The following is a 21,896-nucleotide window of genomic DNA, read 5'->3' on the forward strand; positions in this document are numbered from 1 at the left end:
AGCACCGAATAAGTGCTGATTTTCTTAAAATGACGATAACGTATTGGATCAGTGCAGCATGAGGTTTGCAATCATTGCTGATAGCACGCTAACCAACGTTGAGCCGTAAAGGAGACGTAAACCGAAACGTGCAACCATGTTGCCTTTCTCTTCGTTCACCCCTTTAACCGCACCCGCAATAATACCGATTGAAGCGAAGTTCGCAAAAGAAACTAGGAAAATCGAGATAGTACCAATCGTGCGCGGTGAGAATTGCGCGATTTCTTTTTGTAGAGTCAGCATAGCAACGAATTCGTTCGACACTAGCTTAGTTGCCATGATGCTACCGGCTTGCAATGCTTCGCTTGAAGGGATGCCCATTAACCACGCCACAGGGTAGAAAATGTAACCAATCATTTGTTGGAAGCTCATGCCAAACTCCATCGTGAAGCCTTTGTTGATCATCGCAATCAAAGAGATGAAACCAATCAACATCGCCGCAACGATCACTGCCACTTTAAAGCCCATTAAAATGTATTCACCCAGCATTTCAAAGAATGACAGTTTTTCGCCCATTCCTTCTGCTAGCATGTCATCAAAATTGGTTTCTTGCTCATGATCGTATGGGTTAATGATCGACAAGATAATAAAAGTACTGAACATGTTAAGCAGTAATGCCGCTACGACATACTTAGGGTCAATCAGCTTCATGTACGAGCCGACGATAGACATTGAAACGGTAGACATAGCCGTTGCCGCTAGCGTGTACATACGACGCTCAGACATTTGGCCTAAGATATCTTTATAAGCAATAAAGTTCTCAGATTGACCGATAGTCAATGAGCTTACTGCGTTAAACGATTCCAGCTTGCCCATACCATTTAGCTTTGATAAGACATACCCCAAACCACGCACGATAAGCGGTAACACTTTAAAGTGCTGTAATATCCCGATCAAAGCAGAGATAAACACAATCGGCATCAATACTTGCAAGAAGAAGACGAAGCCACCTTCGTTTTTAATCCCGCCGAACACGAAGTTTGTTCCGATATCTGCAAATGACATCAGGCTAGTAAAGCCGTCAGCAAATTTCATTACAATGGCTGTGCCTGCAGAAGAGTTTAGTAAAAAGTAAGCAAGGCCCATCTCTATAACGAGAAGCTGAATGATGTATCGTAGCTTGATATTTTTGCGATCTTTGCTCACTAGCAGCGCCAGTCCGGCGACAACGACAAGACCAAGTAGAAAGTGGAGATATTGCATGTTTAACGCGCCCAAAAGTGATAGAGGTTAAATTTGCGTGTATCATCCCCTCGAAGACATCATCAGTAAAGTGATAGTTCTCTCATTTTGAACAATAGTTTCATCACTGTGCTCAATTAGTAACTAACTTTGTTGGCCCAATTGCATAATCAATAAGCTATTTAATAAAATACTCAAAAGGCAACCATTGAATTTGCAAGGTTATTTTTACAAAATACTGACAAACAACCTGTGAAAGGGATTTTTTGGCTAGGCGACAAAAATTCTCTCTTTTTCTACCTTTTCTCATCTCCGCTATCTTGGGACAGACTCCCCGGCCGCAACAATGATGTCCAATACAAAAAACTGAACAAATAAAATAACGAGGACAATAAATAGTATTGCCCGAATTATGCTACGAATATAAATGCGCGCTTTCTTACTCTTTGGTTGGTTCTCTAATTGTTCTACCATAATTAGCCCTCACCACAACTGCTCACCCAAGTGCACATGCACTTACTTTCACTGTATAAATTATCAGCGGGTAATAAACAGTGAAGCGCTTCACACAAATGTGAATTATTTACAAGGCAAATTTTAATCTAGTTCATACCCAAACATTATATTGAGCATAGTTCTAATGAAGTGCTACACATATCAAACTCTCCCCCTTAAATACGACTCAAACTAGTAATAAATACTACACATCAATGCAAATGCATTCACAATGCAAATAATAAGGCGAAGATAAATGATAAAGTGAAATTAATCACGAATGCGAGATTCTAAATAATTCACAAAACAAATAATATTTATAGAGCAAGACAGTGTTAGAACTCTGACTAAATAGTCAGTAATAGAATTTAACAAACATCTCACCTAACGCCCAAAGTACCACTCACTCCCCCAGTAAACTTATTGACATACATGGTTACAAAATGTAACGTTTTCCGCTTAATTAGCAGGGAAATCGAATTAACTTCGTCTAACTAACCGATTACGCTGCATATTTTGACCTTCGGAGAAGGACTGTAACACAGCAGAGACTTGGCCTTCCTTGCCGTTCAAGGAACCATTTAGTCTCAATACAGGAAATTGGAATTGGCGCAACTAAGAGGTTGTCACAGCTTCAGTCAGATAGCATTGGTGAAATAAAAAATGGCAATCTAGTTCATGTCCAAAGCCTCACCATGATGATCTGTCCGTTCACAACCAGACATGGAATTCCTCTAAACGTCTACCGTAAGTAAAACTTGCACTCCAATACAATAACAGCACCAGCTCTGCTAGATGCTGAAATATAATAATTTGAGCGGTACGACAGCATTGCTTCTGCCGTTTTAGAAACATCATTATTACAATAAAGGATACATACTTTATGAGTGAGCACGTTTCAAGCTCTAAGCCCAAAAGAAGAATGGGGTTAATTCCCCTAACGATGACTGGTGTCGGTTCTGTTATCGGCTCTGGTTGGCTATTTGGCGCCTACCACGCAGCTAAAATTGCCGGTCCCGCTTCATTAGTTTCTTGGGTCATTGGCTGGTTTGCGGTATTAATCGTAGCACTAACCTATATGGAAGTGTCGACACTGTTCCCTAAATCAGGCGGCCCAGTTCGCTACCTAGAGCTGACTCACGGCTCTGTCGTAGGTTATATGGCCGCATGGGCAACATGGTTGTCTATCGTAACGGTTATCCCAATTGAAGCTGAAGCCTCAGTGCAATACATGTCTTCTTGGGAATGGAAATGGGTACAGCCCCTCACGAGTACCATTTTCAACATGCATACGCACTCGCTGTCTGTGTATGGGCTAATGATTGCTGCCGTACTGATGATCCTCTACTTTTTACTCAACTTCTGGAGCGTCGGTCTATTTGCTAAATCACAAACAGCGATCACTATTTTCAAAATGCTGGTTCCTGTATTCTGTGTAAGCTCAATTGTGATGGCAGGCTTCCACCCTGGTAACTTTACAGCGGTTAACCACTCTTTTGCCCCATATGGCTGGGCAGGTGCGTTAACAGCGGTTGCTACAGCGGGTATCGTATTTGCCTATAACGGCTTCCAAAGCCCAATGCACTTTGCCGGCGAAGCAAAGAACCCTCGTAAAGACTTGCCGCGTGCGATTGTTCTAACGCTCGTTTTTGCTTTGGTTTTGTATCTCGGACTGCAAACTGCCTTCATCGGTGGTATCGATCCAGCAGATCTCGCAAAACATGGTTGGAGCCTAAACTTTGCGTCTCCATTTGCACAGCTTGCTATCGCTTTGAACCTTAACCTAATCGTGATGCTGCTTTATATTGATGCGTTTGTATCACCATCTGGCACAGGTATTACCTACATGGGCACTACCACTCGTATGCTGTTTGCAATGAGTGAGCACGGCCACTTACCTAAGAGCTGGTCGAAGCTACACCCTAAATACCACATTCCACGTGCAGCACTTTGGGTTAACCTTATCGTCGGCTTTATTTTCCTATACCTATTTAGAGGTTGGGGACAGCTTGCGGGTATCATTTCAGCCGCGACCGTTGTGACCTACATCGTGGGCCCAATGTCTGCAATGTCACTGCGTAAAATTGCCCCAGATGTTAAACGTCCGATTCGCCTAAAAGCGATGAACTTTCTAGCACCGTTGGGCTTTGCAATCTCTTCTGAGGTACTGTATTGGTCGCGCTGGCCACTAACAGGTAAAGTTATCTTTATCTTGCTGCTTGGCTTTGTTGTCTATATATACTTCCAAAACAAGCGTGGTTGGGACGGCATCAGCAAGCACCTAAAAGCTGGTGCATGGATGCTATGTTATTTCCTTACTATGATGCTTCTATCTTACATCGGTAGTAGCGAGTTTGGTGGCCTTAACATCCTACACTTTGGTTACGGTATGGCCGCAGTTGCCGCATCGAGTTTGGTGTTCTTCTATTGGGGTATAAATTCCGCTTGGGTAACACCTCTGCTAGAGAAAGAACTGCAAGAAGCGAACGAGTTCTTCGAAGACGACGAGCCAACGACTGAAAAATTAAACACCGCGACTAACTGATAGCCAAACCTTCAGAATATAAGAGCCTTGTCAGAATATAGGTCCCTTATTTAATAGCGTACTCAGGAAGAGCCAACTGCATCAGTTGGCTCTTTTTTATGCAGACAGTTTGCTGATGTACAAATGGGATAGACTACACTCATGCTATGACACGGATGGACAAACTGGCGAAGTGGTAGCGTATGGGCTTTATGAGGGAAGAAAGTAAAAAGGTGACCGAAAGCATCAACTCACCGCTTAAGATGCTCAGCCTTGTTCTTATTCACATCATGCTTTTTTCTACTGCCAGCCACGCCAATCGCGATAATACAGCGCCGATCTCTGACGTTTCTATCGCAACTCCCCTCATTCCTCCTTTAATGGACACTCATCACTCATTAATTTCAGATCTCGTTCAACAGGCGTATCATCTATCGGGAATCAATGCGCAATTTTTCACTTTGCCAATAGGTCGTATTGGTCGTGTTTTTGATGACAAGAAAGCGTGTATAGCCATAGGAACCCCAGCGTTTTTTTCTGGGCAAACGACCTTATCAATGCGAGTGTATAGTGAGCACATTTACTTATTCTATCTTAAGTCTCGTTTCCCTGAAGGGGTTGCCTTCGACAACTTTCAGGACTTAAAGCCCTATCGAATAGGTACGATTATTGGAGGCGTCACTCACAAGCTTTTCAAAGAAAATGGCCTAGAAAGCAATCTCGATTTAGTGAAGTCATCAAAGCAAAACGTTCAGAAGTTACACAGGCAACGTATTGACATGTTTTTAGAAAGCTACCTCGCGGGTTGGAAAACGATAAAGGCCAACTACCCTAAACGTGCGCACCTTTTTTCAAATTCAAAAAAATCAATAAAAACAATACCCGTTGACATCTTTTTCGACCAAAAATGCACACAACAGCATGATATGTTTGTACAAGGATTTGAAAAAATGCAATTGAATGGCGACTATCAGCGTATTGTTAGTCAATACATCGACGGGCATGATTAACCGAGATATCCCGCTAATAACGCTTTCTCTACTGTTCCTTTGCCAGGCATTCAGGCCGCCTACTCCGAGGTCAGAACACCTGGAAATAGTCGGCCATTTCTAATGCTCACACTCTCGCCACGTTAGTGCTGAAGCATTTGTCCGTTTGATATCTCCCCTAAGATCTGGCTATTTTGATCAACTTCAACAACACCTTTATGCTTGGCAAACAGCACGCCTTTAGACAAGGTAGAATGATTGCCAACCTGCAACTTTGCGTCATGAAAGTCAGAGTCAGAATTGATGATTACCTTCTGAGCAAACTGAGAATTTTCGACGGACATAAAGTCCGAGTAATCCGTTACACTGCCTTGATAACTCGAGTCTACCGCTTTGATCGGACCATAAACGACCGTATCTCCTAAAACATGGCTACCGATTGTTGTTAGTGGTCCTTTGACATTGAGCTCATTCACGGTGCCGCCTTTGATCAACAACGGGCCCATCACAGTCAGAGAGCCCGTTACCTTTGTTCCGTCCAGCACGGCTTTTCCATAACACGTAATATTCGCCACCGTTTCATTTCCATATTCACATAGCCCCATCGAAGTCTGGGCATAAGAATAACTACTAAAAAGTGCAACTAGGCAGACTACAAACTTTTTCAAAACAAAACCTCATATCCATATAACAAAAATAACGCTCCCATGTGCCGCTCCGTCACTCTATTCTAAGCGTGAAAATTACAATCTCGCTCAATCGAATCGAAATATTTAGGGGTGAACAACGGAAGCCAATGAAAGTGAATTATATGCACTTAGATTGGTAATGGATATGATTTTTAAGGGAAGAGGGAAAGGTGAAGGCCTCCATCTAACGAATAGAGGCCCATACCGCTTCACTTATTACGGCATCGACGTCGTTTGAATGTAGGAATGGACTTTCACCGTGGAGCCCAACCTAGAGGCCACAACATCTATCCTTTGCGTCAGTTGCTCTTTCAACTCTGATACGTGAGAAATGACACCAATCATGCGACCTGTTTGCTGGAGATCCACCAAGGTTTGAATCGCTAAATCCAATGATTCAGGATCGAGACTGCCGAAGCCTTCATCAATAAATAAGGTCTCCAAGCGAATACCACCACTGTAAGACTGCACAACATCAGACAATCCCAACGCCAGCGCCAGCGCGGCCATGAATGACTCGCCGCCAGAGAGCGTCGCGACATCACGTGTTTTTCCTGTGTATCCATCTTCTACTTCCAGATCCAAGCCACGTCCCGCTGAACCTTTGAATCCATCCGTCTTTCTGGTCAATCGATACCGTCCTTTACTCATCATATTGAGTCGCTGAGACGCTTGTATTAACACATCATCGAGCAGAACGCCCAAGACAAAACGGTGTAAACTAACACGGCTGCCCGTTTTACCACTCGCGACATCATACAAGGTGCCATACACCTTATACTCTTGTTCTAACTTGATATTTTCTTGGTGTAACTGCTCAATTTGGGTTCGAACTTCGTCTAAGTTCTTATAATTGGCTTGAATCTCATTAAATTCAGTGCGGATTTTATCGTAGGCCTGCTGAGCTTGCTCCAATAAGCTCATTAGATTAATCGTATCCGGTGCGACAACACCATTTAACTTAGTTTGTAAGTCTTCAACAGTTTGCGATAGCTTCACTTTGATATGCTGATAATCTTCAATCACCTGCTGCCGCTGCTGAATGTCTTGTTCTGACGACTTGCTCTCAAGGTAATCGACTTCACTGGTAAACTCGGTCTTCGACAGTGCACCCTGCCAGACTTGATGCAGTTGCGTTTGTTGGTGGCTCTCATCAGTATATTGCTGCTGGTACGCTTTCAATTCCGCATCGGCTTTTGATAGCGATACGTCAGCTTGATGGGTTTTCGCCTTAGCCGCATCCAAGTCTCGGCTGAGCTTGTTGGCTACTTCTTTCAGCTTGGTTATTTCTCGCTCAACGACGTCCACCGACGCAAACTTCGCATCAATCGTCCGCCCCATTACATCAAGCTGCTCTTGTAAACTGTCGACCGTCGCTGTGCTGGCTGCGATCTCATTGGTCTTTTCCAAAATTTTGACCTCACCCTTTTCGCAGCGCTGCGATAAGGCATCAAGCTCTTGCTTCATCTTGGCTAAATCAATGAGGTTGAGTTTGTTCAGCAACATCTTAGCGTCAGTCAATTGCTGACTCACTTGCGACCTATCCCTCACGGCACTATCACCTAATTCTAAGATGAAGTCATGATATCGCTGGCTAGCCTGTTTGAGTGTGGCGCGATGGATCTCAAGTTGATTAGATTGAAGGTTAACGACTTCTAGCGCTTGGCTCTCTTGTTCACGAGCCGCCTGCACTTGAGCTTTAGTCACTTGCTCTGCAGACACCTGTGCAGGTGACGGATGTTCACAACTGCCACAGACAGGGCAAGAAACGCCTTGTTGTAATGTTTGCGCAAGTAAAGCCGCTTGCCCACTATGCCAGCTAAGCTCTAATTGATTGGCGTGTTCCTGCTTGCGCTTTAATACCTGCTGAGCTTTATCAGCGGTCTGTTGATACTGTGGGCTAAATTGTTCAAGCCGCTGCACTTCTTGGGCAAAGCCTGCCAACTTGTTCAGATCAGACACTAAGCGCGTTAAATCGCTCACCTCGGTCTCGACCTTACCTTTCTCCATACACTGAGTTTGAGCGCGCTCAAGCTCAACGACTTTCATATCAAAGGCTTGTTTCAGCTCATTTTTTTTGTCGATGTAACGACCAAGCTCTATCTCGCATTTTTGATGCCTTGTCTTTTCAGCAGCCAGTTTATTTTGTAATTCACCTTTTTGATTTAACTGCTCTCTGATGCCTTCTAGCTTGATTGCTTGCTCGTTTAATTCAGGAACCGGCTTCGCCTGCTCTTGCGCATTTTGCATCGCTTTCGTTGATAATTCTTGCTCAGCGTTGGCAGCGTCGAGGGCAGATTGGCCAATACTGACCAACTTATACAATTCATCGCTGCGTTTAATCGAATTCTTCCAGTCTGAATAAGGTAATTCAAGCTTGGCGGCAACGTGAGCAATGACTTGCTTCTTTTGCCACTCGTCTATCTCAGGTTGGCGTTTGATGTGCTCAGCCAAGGCTTGACGAGCGCCTTGCCGCTGAGCCAATTCAGATTCCAGTCGTTTGGCTTTTTCCAACTCAGACTTACCTTGAGTCAGCACCTGCAATGCGCCTTTTTCTTGCTCGGTGACGACAGTTAACTCACCACTCAGATTTTCGCGCTTGTGCAGCAACTCTTGCTCATCCATTACACCAGCAACTTTGAGTGCCCCTTCAATTTGATTATCAAACTCACCTTTCGCTTTACTGATAGCACTGGCTTTGTCTTTCAAGGCGCCTTCGATTTTCTTGTAAATATCAGTTTGGAACAGCTGACCAAAGATTTCTTCACGCTCTTTAGAGCTTGCCAGCAAAAGTTCACGAAACTTGCCTTGCGGCAGCACCATCACCTGACGAAACTGAGTATCATTCAAACCAATCAGTGCACTTACTTCCACTTTGACTTGAGCCGTTTTACTGGTCAGTAGGACTTCTTCACCCGTAATTTCATATAGAGAGGCCATGTGTTTACGGGTCGTGGTGCCTTCTCCGCGTGATTTCGGCGCTTCTTGCTCTGGTGAACGTGTCACTCGATACACTTTGTCGTGCAGCGCAAATTCTAGGCAAACTTCCGTCGGCGTGGTAATTGGGGCGAGATCGCAACGCATTTGCATGCCTTGGCGTTCATTTCCTGTCGTTTCGCCGAAAAGAGCAAAACACATTGCATCTAATATTGATGTCTTCCCTGATCCTGTCGGGCCATTGATCAAAAATAGCGGATGACGCCCTAATAAAGTGAAATCGATTTGTTCCGTCTGGGCAAACGGGCCAAAGGCTTGCATGATGAGTTTAAGTGGTCGCACGGTTGTCCCTTAAAATAATGTCGTTACGGCTGAGAAAGTTGGCTAATAATGCCGTGAATCGCGTCATCTTGATCGCGCGTGAGCTCGCTATTTTGCGCTTCTGAAAAAAAGTCCCGAAACATATCAACTTCATTGCGTGCCAATTTTGCTTGCGCCATTTCTTGCTCAACACCGATTAACATTCCGGGCTTTTCTAAATGAAGAACATTGGGATAAACCGCTCTGAGCTTTTCCATCGGATTCAAAATGGCATGCTGATCCATCAGTCTCACGAGCAAATAATCGTCTTTCTTTTCATCAGACTGGCCTAACGCCAGAACATCTTCAAGCAGCCCTTCTACAATACGCATTTCGTGAGGGGCAGTTAGATCAATATGTTCAGCCGACACAAAGCCACTTGAGTCCAGATCAACTACCGTAAACCCTTTACGCTGATGTTGTTCGCTAAAGCTATATTTCATCAAAGAACCCGAATAGCGAATATATTCCTCGCCCTTCTTTTGTGGCTGATGTAAGTGGCCTAGTGCGACATAATCAAAATCGGTGAAGTGCTCATGACTCACTCGATCGGCGCCACCAATCGACAGCGGTCGCTCTGAATCAGAGGCCATCGCCCCATCGACAAAGCAATGGCTAATCAATACCCGACGCTGCTCGTTAGAGCTGTGTTCACGGATTATTTCACAAAGCAGGTTATGCGCCTCATCATGACTTGATACCGGGCTTTGATAGGCATAGCGAACCATCTCAGGGTCGTTGTACGGCATACCATAAAACGCCACCTCTCCGGCGGATTCCGTTGAGATCACGACTGGTCGTAGCATATCTTCAAAATGGCTGATGATGTGCAGACCTGAATTTTTCATTTGCTCAGAGCCAAAACCCAATCGCTCTGCACCATCGTGATTACCCGAAATCAGTATCATCGGCGTGTTCAGCTCCCCGCAAATCTGATTCACCGTTTGATTCAACAGTTCAATCGCTGCTGTCGGAGGGACGGAGCGATCGTAAATATCACCCGCCACAATAATCGCATCGACAGGATAAGTTCGGATATAATCAACCAGCTGTTCAAGCACCGCTTTTTGATCATCGAGTAATGAGACATTGTGGAACTGACGACCAAGGTGCCAGTCGGAAGTATGGATAAATTTCATTCGAATTCACTTGCTAAAATAAGCTTGGCTAGGCGCCGCTAAAAGAGGCTATTGTTTGCCTTATACCTTTGTGGCTACGGCATGTCTAGCATGGTAAAGCAAAGACGCGAATATCGCGGCTTTACTAATATGAGTAAGGCTCTAGGTGGTTCCGCTTACCACTCTGGCGCGACCACCAACAAATCTTGCCATATTTCGCTGGCGATTTTTCCAAGCGGTTGATCGACTCGCCGAGCTAATTGCACTTCAGCGCGCAGAGAGGTTTCATAATCTTGGGCGATAAGAGGCACCAAACTTCCATTTTCCAACTCTTGAGTAATCATATGATCCGGTAACCGCCCCCACCCCATACCACTTAAAATAATCTGTTTTTTAGTAAAATGATCGGTCACAAACCACTGCGGAGCGTTAGCAATCAAACCGACACTTTTTAGCTCGCTACGCTGACTGTTATCTCGCAGTACTATTTGGGTGCAATTTTCTAAATCCCGTTTCTTCAAGTGGTGCTGATCAACAAAATCTGGCGCGCAAACCGCAGTAAAGCCAACGTCAGTTAAAAACTCCGCGGTCAGCTTAGGATTGTCCTCGTATTTGGCAACGATGGCCAGATCGGCCTCCCCTTCAAGTAACCGCTCTGTCGCTCCGCCCAAATATTCAGTCGTTAGGGTAAACTTGGTTTGCGGATACAAGCTTTGATATTTTTTAAGAATACTCAGGATCGGGCCAATTTGCGCAAAAGCAACATAAGAGATACACACTTCAGGTTCAATGCCTTGTCCGAGTTGCTTACCCAATACCTCGAAGTGAGTCACATGGGTTAAAATCGTCTGAGCTTGCTTATACAGAGCTTCCCCTGCAGGTGTTAAGCCGATACGAAAGTTATCTCGGTTAAACACCTGAACTTCATACTCTTCTTCTAATTTCTTCATCGCGACGCTAATGGTCGGCTGACTACGATACATCGCTTTCGCAGCCGACAAAATACTACCGTGCTCAACGATATTCACCAGCATACGTAACTGTTCTAAGGTCATAACTCCCCACTACATAGCTATTTACTATAAAGATTATCGAAATTATATATTATCAATCTATATCTCACACGATTATATTAGTCGCATCCAACGGCGGTGAAGCACCGCTTAAGCGCCATCTATTGGCATAGTTAACTCTCAGGATTCATTGTTATGAACACCACCTCCTTGTTGAGAAAAGTCTTGGTGCTGGCACCTTTTGTCTTCACCTTTGCTTTTGCGCTCGATATTTACGTACCGAGCTTACCTAGCCTTCCCGGCTATTTCCACACCAGTCCGTTTGCTGTACAGCTCACTGTCAGTGCTTTTTTATTGCTCACAGGTATTGGTCAACTATTTGCGGGCCCGATTGCCGACAGTATTGGCAGACGTAAAGTTGCCTTAGTGGGTACCGCGACATTTTTAGCTGGCAGCATCATTGCAGTGTTCGCTCCCAATATCGAAACGCTTATCGCGGCTCGTATGATTGAAGGCTTTGGGGCCTGTGCTATGATGGTGGCAACCTTTGCTATGGTGCGCGATCTCTTTGATGGTAATACTATCGCTAAGGTATACAGCTATTTAAATGCAGGCGTGGCTTTATCTCCGCTGCTCGCACCAAGCATCGGTGGCTACATGGAAAAATTCTATGATTGGAGAGCAACCTTCGTATTTTTGTCCGTCATGTCAGCGCTAATACTGCTACTCGGGATCTTTAAAACCAAAGAAACGCTCACGGAAGAAAATCGAGTGCCCTTATCGCGTAAAGTGTTCAAAGATTACCTGCATATCGTCAAAAGCAATCACTTCAAGCTGTTTGCACTCAGCGCTTCAGCGGGCTTCTCATGCTTTATGATTTTTATTTCAGTGTCTTCATACTTGCTGATTTCAATCCTAAATGTACCTGTTGAACAATTTGGCATTTGGTTTGGCTTAATTGGTATTGTGTTCTTTATTGGCAGCCTGATCAGCGGTTACGCCGCCAGCAAAATTGGCGCCTTCGGCACCGTTGTAATTGGCGCATTGCTAGTCGCACTCTCCGGCTTAGGCATGCTGGGTTGGTACCTTGTTGCGGGCTTGTCCATCAGCAGCTTTATCGTCCCTATGATGACAATGGGAATTGGCGGCTCAATGATGATGGGTGCAGGGGCTGGTGGCGCAATTGAACCTTACCCAACAATGGCAGGAGCAGCTTCAGCAGTATTTGGCTTCTTTCAATTTACCATCGCCTTTGCTGTCTCAACTTTTGTGCTGCAATTTGAGGTCACTAGCACAGAGCCTCTAGCGATCGCTCAAATAACCTTGGGCAGTGCCATCTTGCTATTCTCTTTGGCCATCAAGTTCAGCCGCAAATCAAGCCATACCCTTGGTTCAGAAGTCACTTCATCATAACCGATAATGTTCACCACGCTCAGTTGGCCTAGCACCTCGCTAGGCTGACACTTCCTACTAGATCATTACCTCCTTGAACAATGCTACTTAATCGTTGCGACTTGAATATTACGACATAGGAATTCACATGCATTTACCAAATCATTACTACCTCACCGGCGTTCGCCTTGAGCAAGGTTTTGTCTACGATGGCAACACGGTTATCGGTACCGAAACCAAGCTCTTCAGCGTTGAAATTAAAGATGGCAATATCATCGCTATTGTTCCAAAAAGTGCGCCTTTACTTCCTGAAGTACCTCGGCTGGATGCAAATGAACAGCTCATGCTACCTAGCTTTCAGGATATGCACATTCACATGGAAAAAGGGTTTTATGGCAGTGAATGGCAAGCGCCTCGGCCGCGCCGAGGTGGCATATTAGAGATGATTGAACGGGAGCAAACTCTCATCCCTGAATATCTCAAAACCAGCCAGCAGCACAGCGAACAGGTAATTAATTTACTGCGATCCAAAGGAACCACGTTGGCGCGAGCTCACTGCAACATAGACCCAGTTAGCGGCGTCAAGTTCTTGGAACACTTACTCGAAGTCAAAGAACGTAACCAAAACGAATTTAATTGTGAGATTGTCGCTTTCCCTCAGCATGGGTTGTTACGATCCCAAGTCGAGCCTTTGGTTCGTGACGCAATGCAGTTGGGTGCAAATTACGTCGGCGGACTCGATCCAACTCAAATTGATGGGGCGATGGAAAAATCGCTCGATACCATGTTTCAAATTTCGGCGGATTATCAACGAGGCATTGATATTCACCTCCATGAGTCCAGCCCCTCCGGTGTCGCGGCGCTTAAATACATTCTAGATACGGTTGAGCGCTCTCCTCAGCTGCATGGACAAGTTAACATCAGTCACGGGTTTTCGCTGGCGACGCTCAACCCTTATCAACTGGCTCCTATTGCCGAGAGAATGGCGGAGTTGCAAGTGAGCCTCACATCAATGATCCCATTCGGGGGACTTATCATGCCATTACGTGAGCTCAGCGAAAAAGGTGTACACGTCACCACAGGATCAGATTGCATCATGGATCATTGGTCACCGTTTGGTAGCGGAGATATGTTGGAAAAAGCCAACCTTTACGCCAAGCTGTATCGAGGATCAGACGAATTCAACCTGTCGCGCTCACTTGCGATTGCAACTGGCGGAATCACACCGCTCGATGATAAAGGGCAATGTGTTTGGCCAGCCGTTGGTTTCCGTGCTAATTTCGTTCTCATAGACGCGAGCTGCTCTGCAGAATCGGTGGCACGTTTACCAATCCAGCGAGCCACTTTTTACCAAGGTCAGCAGGTGCATGGCCAAACGTTAACTGAATCTTCCACATCAAACGGTTAGCTCGTATCAAGCTGCGTGGTTTCAAGCGGCGAGGTGAGAAGGAATAGATTGGCGAGAAAGAAAAAAGCGACATCGGGAAGAATTGATGTCGCTTAGCTTAATAAAGCTATCAATTACACTGGAACAAAAGCGAGCAATGTCACGCAAGACCAAAGCCTTCACTCCCAAATACAACCTGCCAATTGCACAAGGGAATATCGGCATACTTTGCTTTTCAATGACATTGATATAACCATAGCGCGCCACGCCAATGAATACAAATGATAATCATTAGCAATTAATGGTATTTGCGACTTATGTCTCCTTCAGCTTTGCTTGAGGTAAATGCATGGGCATTCGTCAAATTGTATGACTGCCACGATGAACGAGATTTAAGCGGTTACCTATTAGATTGCAAAAGAAACGGTTGGCGCAAGACCTAGCTAATCCAATGTATTTTGACACCACTGTAAGGCATCTTCGACATTATCAAACGTCTGATACTCTGCTCCGTTCTTGGGCAGGTTCTTGATAATTATATTGTGCTTTAGTGCATTGCGCTCCATAACAATCGCGCCACACACTAACCCATTGTCGACCATAACTTTAAGAGCGGGCGGCCAGAGCTGCAAAGTATCAGGCGACGCTAACTGCCATTCACGTGCGTCAGCGACAAATGCCCAACCAACTCCATCAAATTGTTTAATAAGGCTATTAACGCTTTCAAATAAATCTTGCGTCGTTTCTTCATTCCAAGATCCAAAGCCTTGCCAAATAACAATATTGCTCTGATTAGACAGCTCAAATCTACCATGCCTATTTTTAACAACCATACACTCAGCCCTTATTATTCCAATAAACACGCATGTTGGATAGCTGCCAACTACCTAAGAAAGTGCGAGGCTTATAAAAAACTCAGGCTATCGTCACTGGGTCTTATATTCACCACGATTTGAAGCATCACGATATTTTTGCAACCTGCCATCGGCTTTCAATTTGGCCAAACCACGGTTAAACACTTCAAGCAACTGCACCGAACGAGCAGACTTTTTCGGGAAAATCATATGGAAGCTGTTAGACTGCAGCGCCTTCGCATTGGCCACAACTTTATCACTCATCCCTAATCGATTAATCGTTTCCAACCCCACGTCATTATCTTCTAGAACAAAATCTAACCGCCCAGACACGAGCTTTTTGTAGTTATTGTCAGGGTTGGTGATCCGCCTAATCTTAACCACCCCTTCCTTCTCTAATTCCTCAATTCCATAGGCATAACCAACCACACCACCGATTTTGAACTTGGCCAAATCTTGCGGCTTATCCCACGTGAAATCTTTTCCCTTTTGCTGAAAAAGCGACGTACTCAAAGAAATGACTGGCTCTGAAAATAAAAAATCTGCTTTCCTTTCTTCATTTTCCCGCCATATAAATGACCCGTCATATCGGCCCGCCTTGGCTTCTTCAAAACCTCTTTTCCATGGCAAATAAACGAATTTCACTTCGTAACCTTCCTCCGCGAAAGATTCCGTGATTACCTGAGAAATAAAGCCGCCATTTTTTAAGTTCTTAGATTGGTATGGCGCCCACTCCCCGCTCGCCAGTGTCACCACTTCAGCGGCATACACCCCTGCATTCGTGAAAAAAAACGCGGAAAGTAACAGTGTTTTCCATAACTTCAACATGAGTAATCACCTTGTAATTGAGATCTCCATCAATAACAAGGTTAGTATTGGCGTTGCAAATAAACAAATTCAATGAATTTAGCCATTCTGGGCAAAGGTTTAGCACACCTCTAAAAAATGAAAAAGCCTATCATTAAGATAGGCTTCTGTGGTCACACTTTATTCTCTACTATGAGTTTTCTTGCCATGGGCCATACTGCTCGGTGCCCGGGACATTACCCTGAGTCCACCATTTCGCGGTATAGGTCACTCCTTGATAGATAGCTTGATCGCCTTTGTCATAGACTGTACTAGCAGACCAATCTTTCACCGTCCCATCACTTAGGATCTTCCATACTTGGTCGGTCCCCGGCGCTTGGCCTTTCGTCCACCACTGAGCGACATACTCATCACCGTTGTAAATCACATGGTCGCCACTATTGTATACCGTGTCCGCTGACCAAGTATTTTGCGGCGCAGCTTTCACCTCAATCTGCTGACTCTTGTTGGCGGAAACACCTAAATTATCGGTCACGGTGAGCATTGCCGTATAGGTGCCCTCTTTCTCTGGAGTGAAACTCGCGACAGCGTGATCTGAGTTGTCCACACTTAACGCACTGCCATTAAACGTCACCGCCCAATGATAGCTAGCAACCACACCGTCATCGGTTGACTTGTTGCCATCTAACTTCACTGTGCCACCAACCACTGAATCTCCAAGCACACTAATCACCGGCACTGGTGGCTGGTTATCAATCGCATTAGCCTGAAGGGCTACGTCCACAGAAGCGGTTGATTGATCAACTCCATCACTCACGGTTAACTCAAACGCCAATTGCTGCTCTTGGTTAGATAAATTTGCCGTCGAGATATTGCTAACATCACAACTATCCGCTTGCGCTAATGACACATGCTCCCCTTCGGTTTGAGACCACTGACAGGTCAAGCTATCGCCATCATCATCGTAAGACTGGTTGCCCACTAGATTAAATGGCTTACCTACGACACTGTTATCCGTCACTTTTGCAATAGCGACTGGTTTCGCATTTTCGCCTTGCAAGGTGTAAGACACGCTGTCTGTCGATTGGTTACCTTTTTCGTCAGTGACCGTTAAGTTGAATGTGAGTTTGGCGCTCTTAGCCTTATCGCCGCTTGGCTCAGCTAGCTTAAACTGTGCATCAGATTTATGCACATGAGTCAGTTCAACATCACTCTTCGTAATGCCGACAACTTCTCCTAGAGACCAATGATAAGTCAGATTACCGAACTCACTGGTGGACTGATCGCCACTCAACTGATAATCGGTATTAAACTCCAGAGCCGCTGTCACATCTTGCCCAGCATTCGCTTTGGTCACCGACTGGTCGCCATACTGATTGGTCAGCTTGACACACTCTTCCTGCGAAGTAATATTTTCACCACATTGGTAAATAATATTGTGCATATCAATCTTCTGATCGATGACTTTTTGCCCTAGCCCTTCTCTCGCGGCGTTGAGCAATAACCCATCGGCGTAATCACCCATCCAATTAAACACACCTCCTAAGCCATGCTCTTTCGCATACTGCGCCTTAGCAAAAACAGTTCGTGGCGTATCTAAAGACATGAATAGGTGATTATTAGCGTTATAAACAAAGTCGGCGTTAGCGACGGCATCGGTATAAAGTTTGTAATCAGGATTATCAAATGTCATGCCCGATTCAGGAGTCACTTTAACCATATTAGTGGTAATGTCATACCACTCACTTGTACCATTTTCCCAAGAGCCTGCTACATTCGACGCCGATTTATTGTAGGTTCCCGCCAGTGGAGAGTAAGACGTGATATTCGCACCAGCACCGTTACGAGTATATCCTGCGTAACCTAAATAAATTACTTTCGGGTCGATGCCTAATACGTCGGTCATATATTTAATCGAGTCATCAGCTGAAAATCCGTCTTGATCGTAGTGCATCAAGTTGGTGTGGTGGCCAAGTTTTTCAGCCCAACCTGTGCCAAAGAAGTCGTACGTCATTAAGTGAATAATATCGACACCATTATCCACCAGCTGTTTCAGATTTGACGCATCCAGTTTGGTTTTCGGTGCACCCGCCGCGATGGCAATGTTAACGTCGTCTAAATTCGCTTGGTTGAGGGCTGTGCGCAGTTCTTTGATCAAAACCGCGTAGTTAGCGCCATCCTGATTGTCGACACTGTTGCCTTCCGCGCCGCCTCCACCAGGGTATTCCCAGTCGATGTCGACTTGGTCGAAAAATGGATACAATTTAAAGATCTTCACTATGCTATCAACAAACACCTTACGGCTTGCCGCATCTTTTGCCATACGAGAGAAAGGTTCCGACAACGACCAGCCACCCACACTGAAACCTATGTGTAAGTTCGGGTTCTCCGCCTTAGCTTTTTTGGCATAACCCATCACACCCGCGGCGTAGTCTTCTCCCTTATACCAGCGCTGCGCAAGCTTTTGCAGCGAATCCCAGTTAGGGTTTCCCGCATCGGCCAAATCTTGTGACGTCAACGCGCCACCAGCCGTTGTCGCCAAATCTCCCCATAAGTCAGTACTAATGACCTCAAAATCTTTGGCACCCGCTAAGCTACAAATTTCTTTTAACGAATCCACCGCACTGGTAATCGTCGGGTCACCCACTTTGGTCCCACACATCCCGTAGAAAGACAAAATAATCCGGTCGTAACCATTGGCAACTTTTCCAATATTAAACTTGCGGCCATATTGGCCCCAGTTAGACACGTAGGAAGTAATGTGCGGGAGCGAGGGATCCGCTTGGTAGGTGTTTAAAACATAGTTAACCGACTCAGTGGTAGGACTTCGCCCTAAGTCTGGCGCTTCACTTGCGTATGATGCGCTAGTAAAAGCCGTACATAGCATCGCAACTGTTAGAGAATTAATTTTCATATGAACCCCGTTTGAATTCTAATTTGGCAGTAATAATTTTTAAAATCAGCAAGTTAAAAAACAACAGCAAGGAGTTGATAGATTCAGCAAACAAGACGTAGCAGCAACAAAATAATAATCTGAGCTTGTTGGCCAACTGACAGCATCAAAATTACGATCACGCCGCTACAGACTCCCCCCTTTAATTCATACGAGGTCGCTGTATCTAGGTAGGCACCGCTGCCAAGTCAATATATACAAATAGGTTCATTTGATAACGCCAATATTTGTCAGTATGAAACAGATATCACACTACGCGTTAATTTGACAAAAGGCCGCACGAAACGTGGCCAATTCTTGCTTTAGCACAAAGAAAAACTCATCACTGGCTGTGGCTAGCCTGACTATAAGGGCGCTATATAATCATGTGAAGAGGTGGGTATTAACGCCCTATCGGCTGTACTGCGATAGGAGCACACCGTGTGACGGACGAGCTTGGGAAACGGCCTCACTAGGTTCTGTATGGAAAGTAACCAATAAGCGAGTTAACTGTCTAGAGGCGCATAACTGTGTATTGTCCCAACTCATCTATTCAACTTAGCTTTAGCACCTCGCAACCGAGAAAAGGCTAGCTGGTCAAGATATCGTACAGATTTCATTTGAATACCTAGCATGCCTCGATAAGCTGAAAGATGCTCAAGATGAATAGACACTAGAGATACTTACAGCCACCAAGTGATTGAATTAGTATTTACTCTTTATCGACTCTAATTTTCCGTTACTTTCTATCAGATCGATACCTTTTTGAAGCTTGGAAACATACTCATTTGGAGTATCTAAACTAAAAGCAAAATACAAGAAAGATTTACTAAGTACATATACAGTTTCGTAATCGGAAGGTGTCATGCCTGCATTGGTCATCATTGTTTTGGCAACATTATTCTCATATGCAATCATATCGACTCTATCATGTTCCAATTGTTTTATAATCATGTCTGGCCTCGAAACTGCTTTTATTGATTTTGGGATGACCCCTAAAGAGGTTAACAATTGTTGCCCAATATCCTCTCGTACTACCCCTATTGCATACTTATCAAAATCTTTCGGGTTGCTAATTTTTATGTTTTTACTTTTTTTAGCCAGCACGACAATTTCTGTTGAGCTTATCGGCCCAGCCCATTTGAATTTAGACTCTCTTTCCTTGTTACGAGTCGTCGAAAATAGAACTACCATCGGGCCGCTGATAGCGCTTTTATAGCCGCGAACCCAAGGTTGGAGTTCTATTTTTTTTACTGGGTCACCGACCGCTTTACTTGCAGCATTGAGTACATCAACGGACAAACCTACGATTTTTCCGCTCTCTCTGTAGTTATAGGGCGGGTAACTTTCTGTGAGGAATTTCAGTTTGTTTAGCTCTGCGGCACTCACATTAAGGCATGTTAGGCTAAGAAGTAAAAAGAAGACGTATTTCATGACATTGCTCCAAGGTAACGATTCACATCGTATTTAAGAATAGGCCATGCCTATTATTTTATTGAGCTTATTTTACGCTGGTGACTCCAAGTGGTTGAACTAACGGCAATACTCTCATTCTATGAAAGTCCCTGTTTCCTTATCGTGCACGATTTCTGGCTGGGAAAAGCCTATGGTTTTTCTCACCAATCGTTTTAATCGCGCTCGTAGGTGAGATTGGTGCGTAAAACGGTACAGTTATTAAAGGGAGGATTACCTAGCCAACGTTCTGTGTAGTGAGGAATGACTAAAATAAAGCATGAGAATTACTCTTATCTTTAATTTAAGTTTGAATATCTTAAGCCAAATAAGTAACTCTCTTCTTTAAAATTTAAGTATCAGGCCAGGTTTGGTATCAACTAATACATTTTATATAGCCGAACCAATTGCCTCGGATATTCCATGCACTGCAAATAAATTGCCATCTAAGACATCGGAATGATGACGATTTACCGCTGCTGGGTACTCGTTATTAATTCCAGGGAAGTGAAATCTAGATGTTGGAATACCAAACCAGCTTTCTCTTTTTTGCCCAATTCGACTCGACCACAGTCTCCGGTCTTTAACGGTATAGGTATGTTGACTCATGTTATTAAAGTGGACACTATTACCCATTACTTGCTGATAAAGACCCAACACGTTATTTCTTGTTAGATTCAACATAGAGCCTTGTTTCAATCGACTCCCCCACCCTACTAATACTTTTTCGGCAAAGTCTCTAGTGATTAAACCTGGTCCAGATAAAAGGTCACCGCCGCTGGAAGCACCAGAGGTATGTGCATTGCCGACCAAAGTGGCATGACGCCCTGGGATCATACTCGTATAATATTTTGTGGATTTGTGCAGCCGAGGCATTCTCGCTTTAAACCCTAGAGATGATTCATCTTCAGCGAAAAAGCACACGATACTCTTAACATTCTTTGCAAGAGTCTTGTAATCTTTAAAACTATTAGTACCTCCTGGAACCGGATCGCAAGCGAATATATTCACCGGAATATTGCACAACTTACGATCCTTACTCATTCTGTTGGCAAGCTCAAAACAACTCACCCCGCCTCGGCTCCATCCAACCATGTTGACACATGTAATGGGGTTGATAGCCCGCTCTGCATTAATATTTGCCTTTTCCATAGACATAGCATCTTTGAGATCAAGAGATAGTAGCTTCGCTTCTTGTAACCAGTGCTGATAGGCGCTCGAAGTCCCCCAACTCCAAAAGCTGTCTTTTTTCTGTGGCTGAGTATCGTGCATCAAGTTTTTGGCTCGTGTTAGATAGTCACCTTTATCTTCCTCATAGCCACGCATCACATTGAGGACATGATTTAGATTGCTATCAATTCCAGAGCCCAGCGTACCGCGAATTTTGTGGTAGGTGTCGTCTTTAGTATGCTTACGCCATTCAAATCTATTACCACTTCCGACGCCATCAACCTGAATGTAGTCAAGCATATCCTGACCAACAGCATTCTTCGCGAGGACGGAAATCAGCTCTCCGTTAATATAATCGTTGTGTATGTGCTTTTCTGAATGTGCCCCTGTACCAGAAAAAAATACTGTAAATATCGCCATACTGCGCTCCTTATAGCGTCGAATATTAGATAGTACGTTGTAATCAGTTCGAGGAATTGAGAAATTTATTGCTGCGATATTTTGCCTATTGACGGGTGCATAATAATTGATAGGCCAATAAGCATTAGGTGAAAAT

General features: G+C 44.5%; 14 protein-coding genes and 1 pseudogene. 4 read left to right on the forward strand and 11 right to left on the reverse strand.

Translation table 11 applies throughout. The annotated features are described in order from the left end of the window. Positions 1 to 48 precede the first annotated feature (48 nt). The gene (locus L4C34_RS12275; protein ID WP_428789627.1) at positions 49 to 1,242 is read right to left on the reverse strand and encodes a NupC/NupG family nucleoside CNT transporter; all 1,194 of its coding nucleotides are present in this window, start codon (positions 1,240 to 1,242) and stop codon (positions 49 to 51) included. Between the two features lie 1,357 nt (positions 1,243 to 2,599). Between L4C34_RS12275 and L4C34_RS12280 the strand changes: the two genes are divergently transcribed. Together L4C34_RS12280 and L4C34_RS12285 are read left to right on the forward strand one after the other, a co-directional pair. Next, a complete protein-coding gene (locus L4C34_RS12280; protein WP_428789628.1) occupies positions 2,600 to 4,261 on the forward strand; it encodes an APC family permease in 1,662 nt (553 codons plus the stop codon). A 182-nt stretch (positions 4,262 to 4,443) separates the two neighbouring features. Continuing rightward, positions 4,444 to 5,250, forward strand: coding sequence for a hypothetical protein (locus L4C34_RS12285; protein ID WP_428789629.1), 807 nt, complete (start codon positions 4,444 to 4,446; stop codon positions 5,248 to 5,250). 122 nt (positions 5,251 to 5,372) lie between these two features. On the opposite strand, the gene L4C34_RS12290 is transcribed toward L4C34_RS12285, so the two are convergent. The 4 genes from L4C34_RS12290 to L4C34_RS12305 all read right to left on the reverse strand — a co-directional run bounded on the left by L4C34_RS12290 (position 5,373) and on the right by L4C34_RS12305 (position 11,388). Beyond that, positions 5,373 to 5,897 carry a hypothetical protein gene (locus tag L4C34_RS12290; protein WP_428789630.1) on the reverse strand — a complete coding sequence of 175 codons (525 nt, stop codon included), beginning with the start codon at positions 5,895 to 5,897 and terminating at the stop codon, positions 5,373 to 5,375. Between the two features lie 237 nt (positions 5,898 to 6,134). Next, positions 6,135 to 9,197: an SbcC/MukB-like Walker B domain-containing protein gene (locus L4C34_RS12295; protein WP_428789631.1), complete on the reverse strand. Its 3,063-nt coding sequence runs from the start codon at positions 9,195 to 9,197 to the stop codon at positions 6,135 to 6,137. Positions 9,198 to 9,220: 23 nt separating this feature from the next. Beyond that, complete coding sequence (locus L4C34_RS12300) at positions 9,221 to 10,354, reverse strand: exonuclease SbcCD subunit D (protein ID WP_428789632.1); 1,134 nt, start codon at positions 10,352 to 10,354, stop codon at positions 9,221 to 9,223. A 155-nt stretch (positions 10,355 to 10,509) separates the two neighbouring features. Next, the gene (locus L4C34_RS12305) at positions 10,510 to 11,388 is read right to left on the reverse strand and encodes a LysR family transcriptional regulator (RefSeq protein ID WP_428789633.1); all 879 of its coding nucleotides are present in this window, start codon (positions 11,386 to 11,388) and stop codon (positions 10,510 to 10,512) included. A gap of 153 nt (positions 11,389 to 11,541) precedes the next feature. On the opposite strand from L4C34_RS12305, the gene L4C34_RS12310 reads away from it, so the two are divergent. Both L4C34_RS12310 and L4C34_RS12315 read left to right on the forward strand, forming a co-directional pair. Then, a complete protein-coding gene (locus L4C34_RS12310; RefSeq protein WP_428789634.1) occupies positions 11,542 to 12,759 on the forward strand; it encodes a multidrug effflux MFS transporter in 1,218 nt (405 codons plus the stop codon). Between the two features lie 127 nt (positions 12,760 to 12,886). Then, the gene (locus tag L4C34_RS12315) at positions 12,887 to 14,146 is read left to right on the forward strand and encodes an amidohydrolase (RefSeq protein WP_428789635.1); all 1,260 of its coding nucleotides are present in this window, start codon (positions 12,887 to 12,889) and stop codon (positions 14,144 to 14,146) included. Positions 14,147 to 14,568: 422 nt separating this feature from the next. Here L4C34_RS12315 and L4C34_RS12320 read toward each other — a convergent pair whose 3' ends face one another. The 6 genes and pseudogenes from L4C34_RS12320 to L4C34_RS12345 form a co-directional block, all read right to left on the reverse strand. After that, the gene (locus L4C34_RS12320; RefSeq protein WP_428789636.1) at positions 14,569 to 14,958 is read right to left on the reverse strand and encodes a hypothetical protein; all 390 of its coding nucleotides are present in this window, start codon (positions 14,956 to 14,958) and stop codon (positions 14,569 to 14,571) included. Positions 14,959 to 15,051: 93 nt separating this feature from the next. Further along, positions 15,052 to 15,807, reverse strand: coding sequence for a substrate-binding periplasmic protein (locus L4C34_RS12325; RefSeq protein WP_428789637.1), 756 nt, complete (start codon positions 15,805 to 15,807; stop codon positions 15,052 to 15,054). A 169-nt stretch (positions 15,808 to 15,976) separates the two neighbouring features. Next, positions 15,977 to 18,700, reverse strand: coding sequence for a glycosyl hydrolase family 18 protein (locus L4C34_RS12330; RefSeq protein ID WP_428789638.1), 2,724 nt, complete (start codon positions 18,698 to 18,700; stop codon positions 15,977 to 15,979). A gap of 723 nt (positions 18,701 to 19,423) precedes the next feature. Next, positions 19,424 to 20,152, reverse strand: a complete 729-nt coding sequence (locus L4C34_RS12335) for a substrate-binding periplasmic protein (RefSeq protein ID WP_428789639.1) — start codon at positions 20,150 to 20,152, stop codon at positions 19,424 to 19,426. A gap of 114 nt (positions 20,153 to 20,266) precedes the next feature. Beyond that, a pseudogene (locus tag L4C34_RS12340) lies at positions 20,267 to 20,362 on the reverse strand (IS1 family transposase); the annotation flags it as partial. A gap of 198 nt (positions 20,363 to 20,560) precedes the next feature. Then, complete coding sequence (locus tag L4C34_RS12345) at positions 20,561 to 21,760, reverse strand: hypothetical protein (protein WP_428789640.1); 1,200 nt, start codon at positions 21,758 to 21,760, stop codon at positions 20,561 to 20,563. Positions 21,761 to 21,896: the final 136 nt, after the last annotated feature.

It is taken from the genome of Vibrio profundum (assembly GCF_050337555.1).
GTDB lineage: Bacteria > Pseudomonadota > Gammaproteobacteria > Enterobacterales > Vibrionaceae > Vibrio > Vibrio profundum.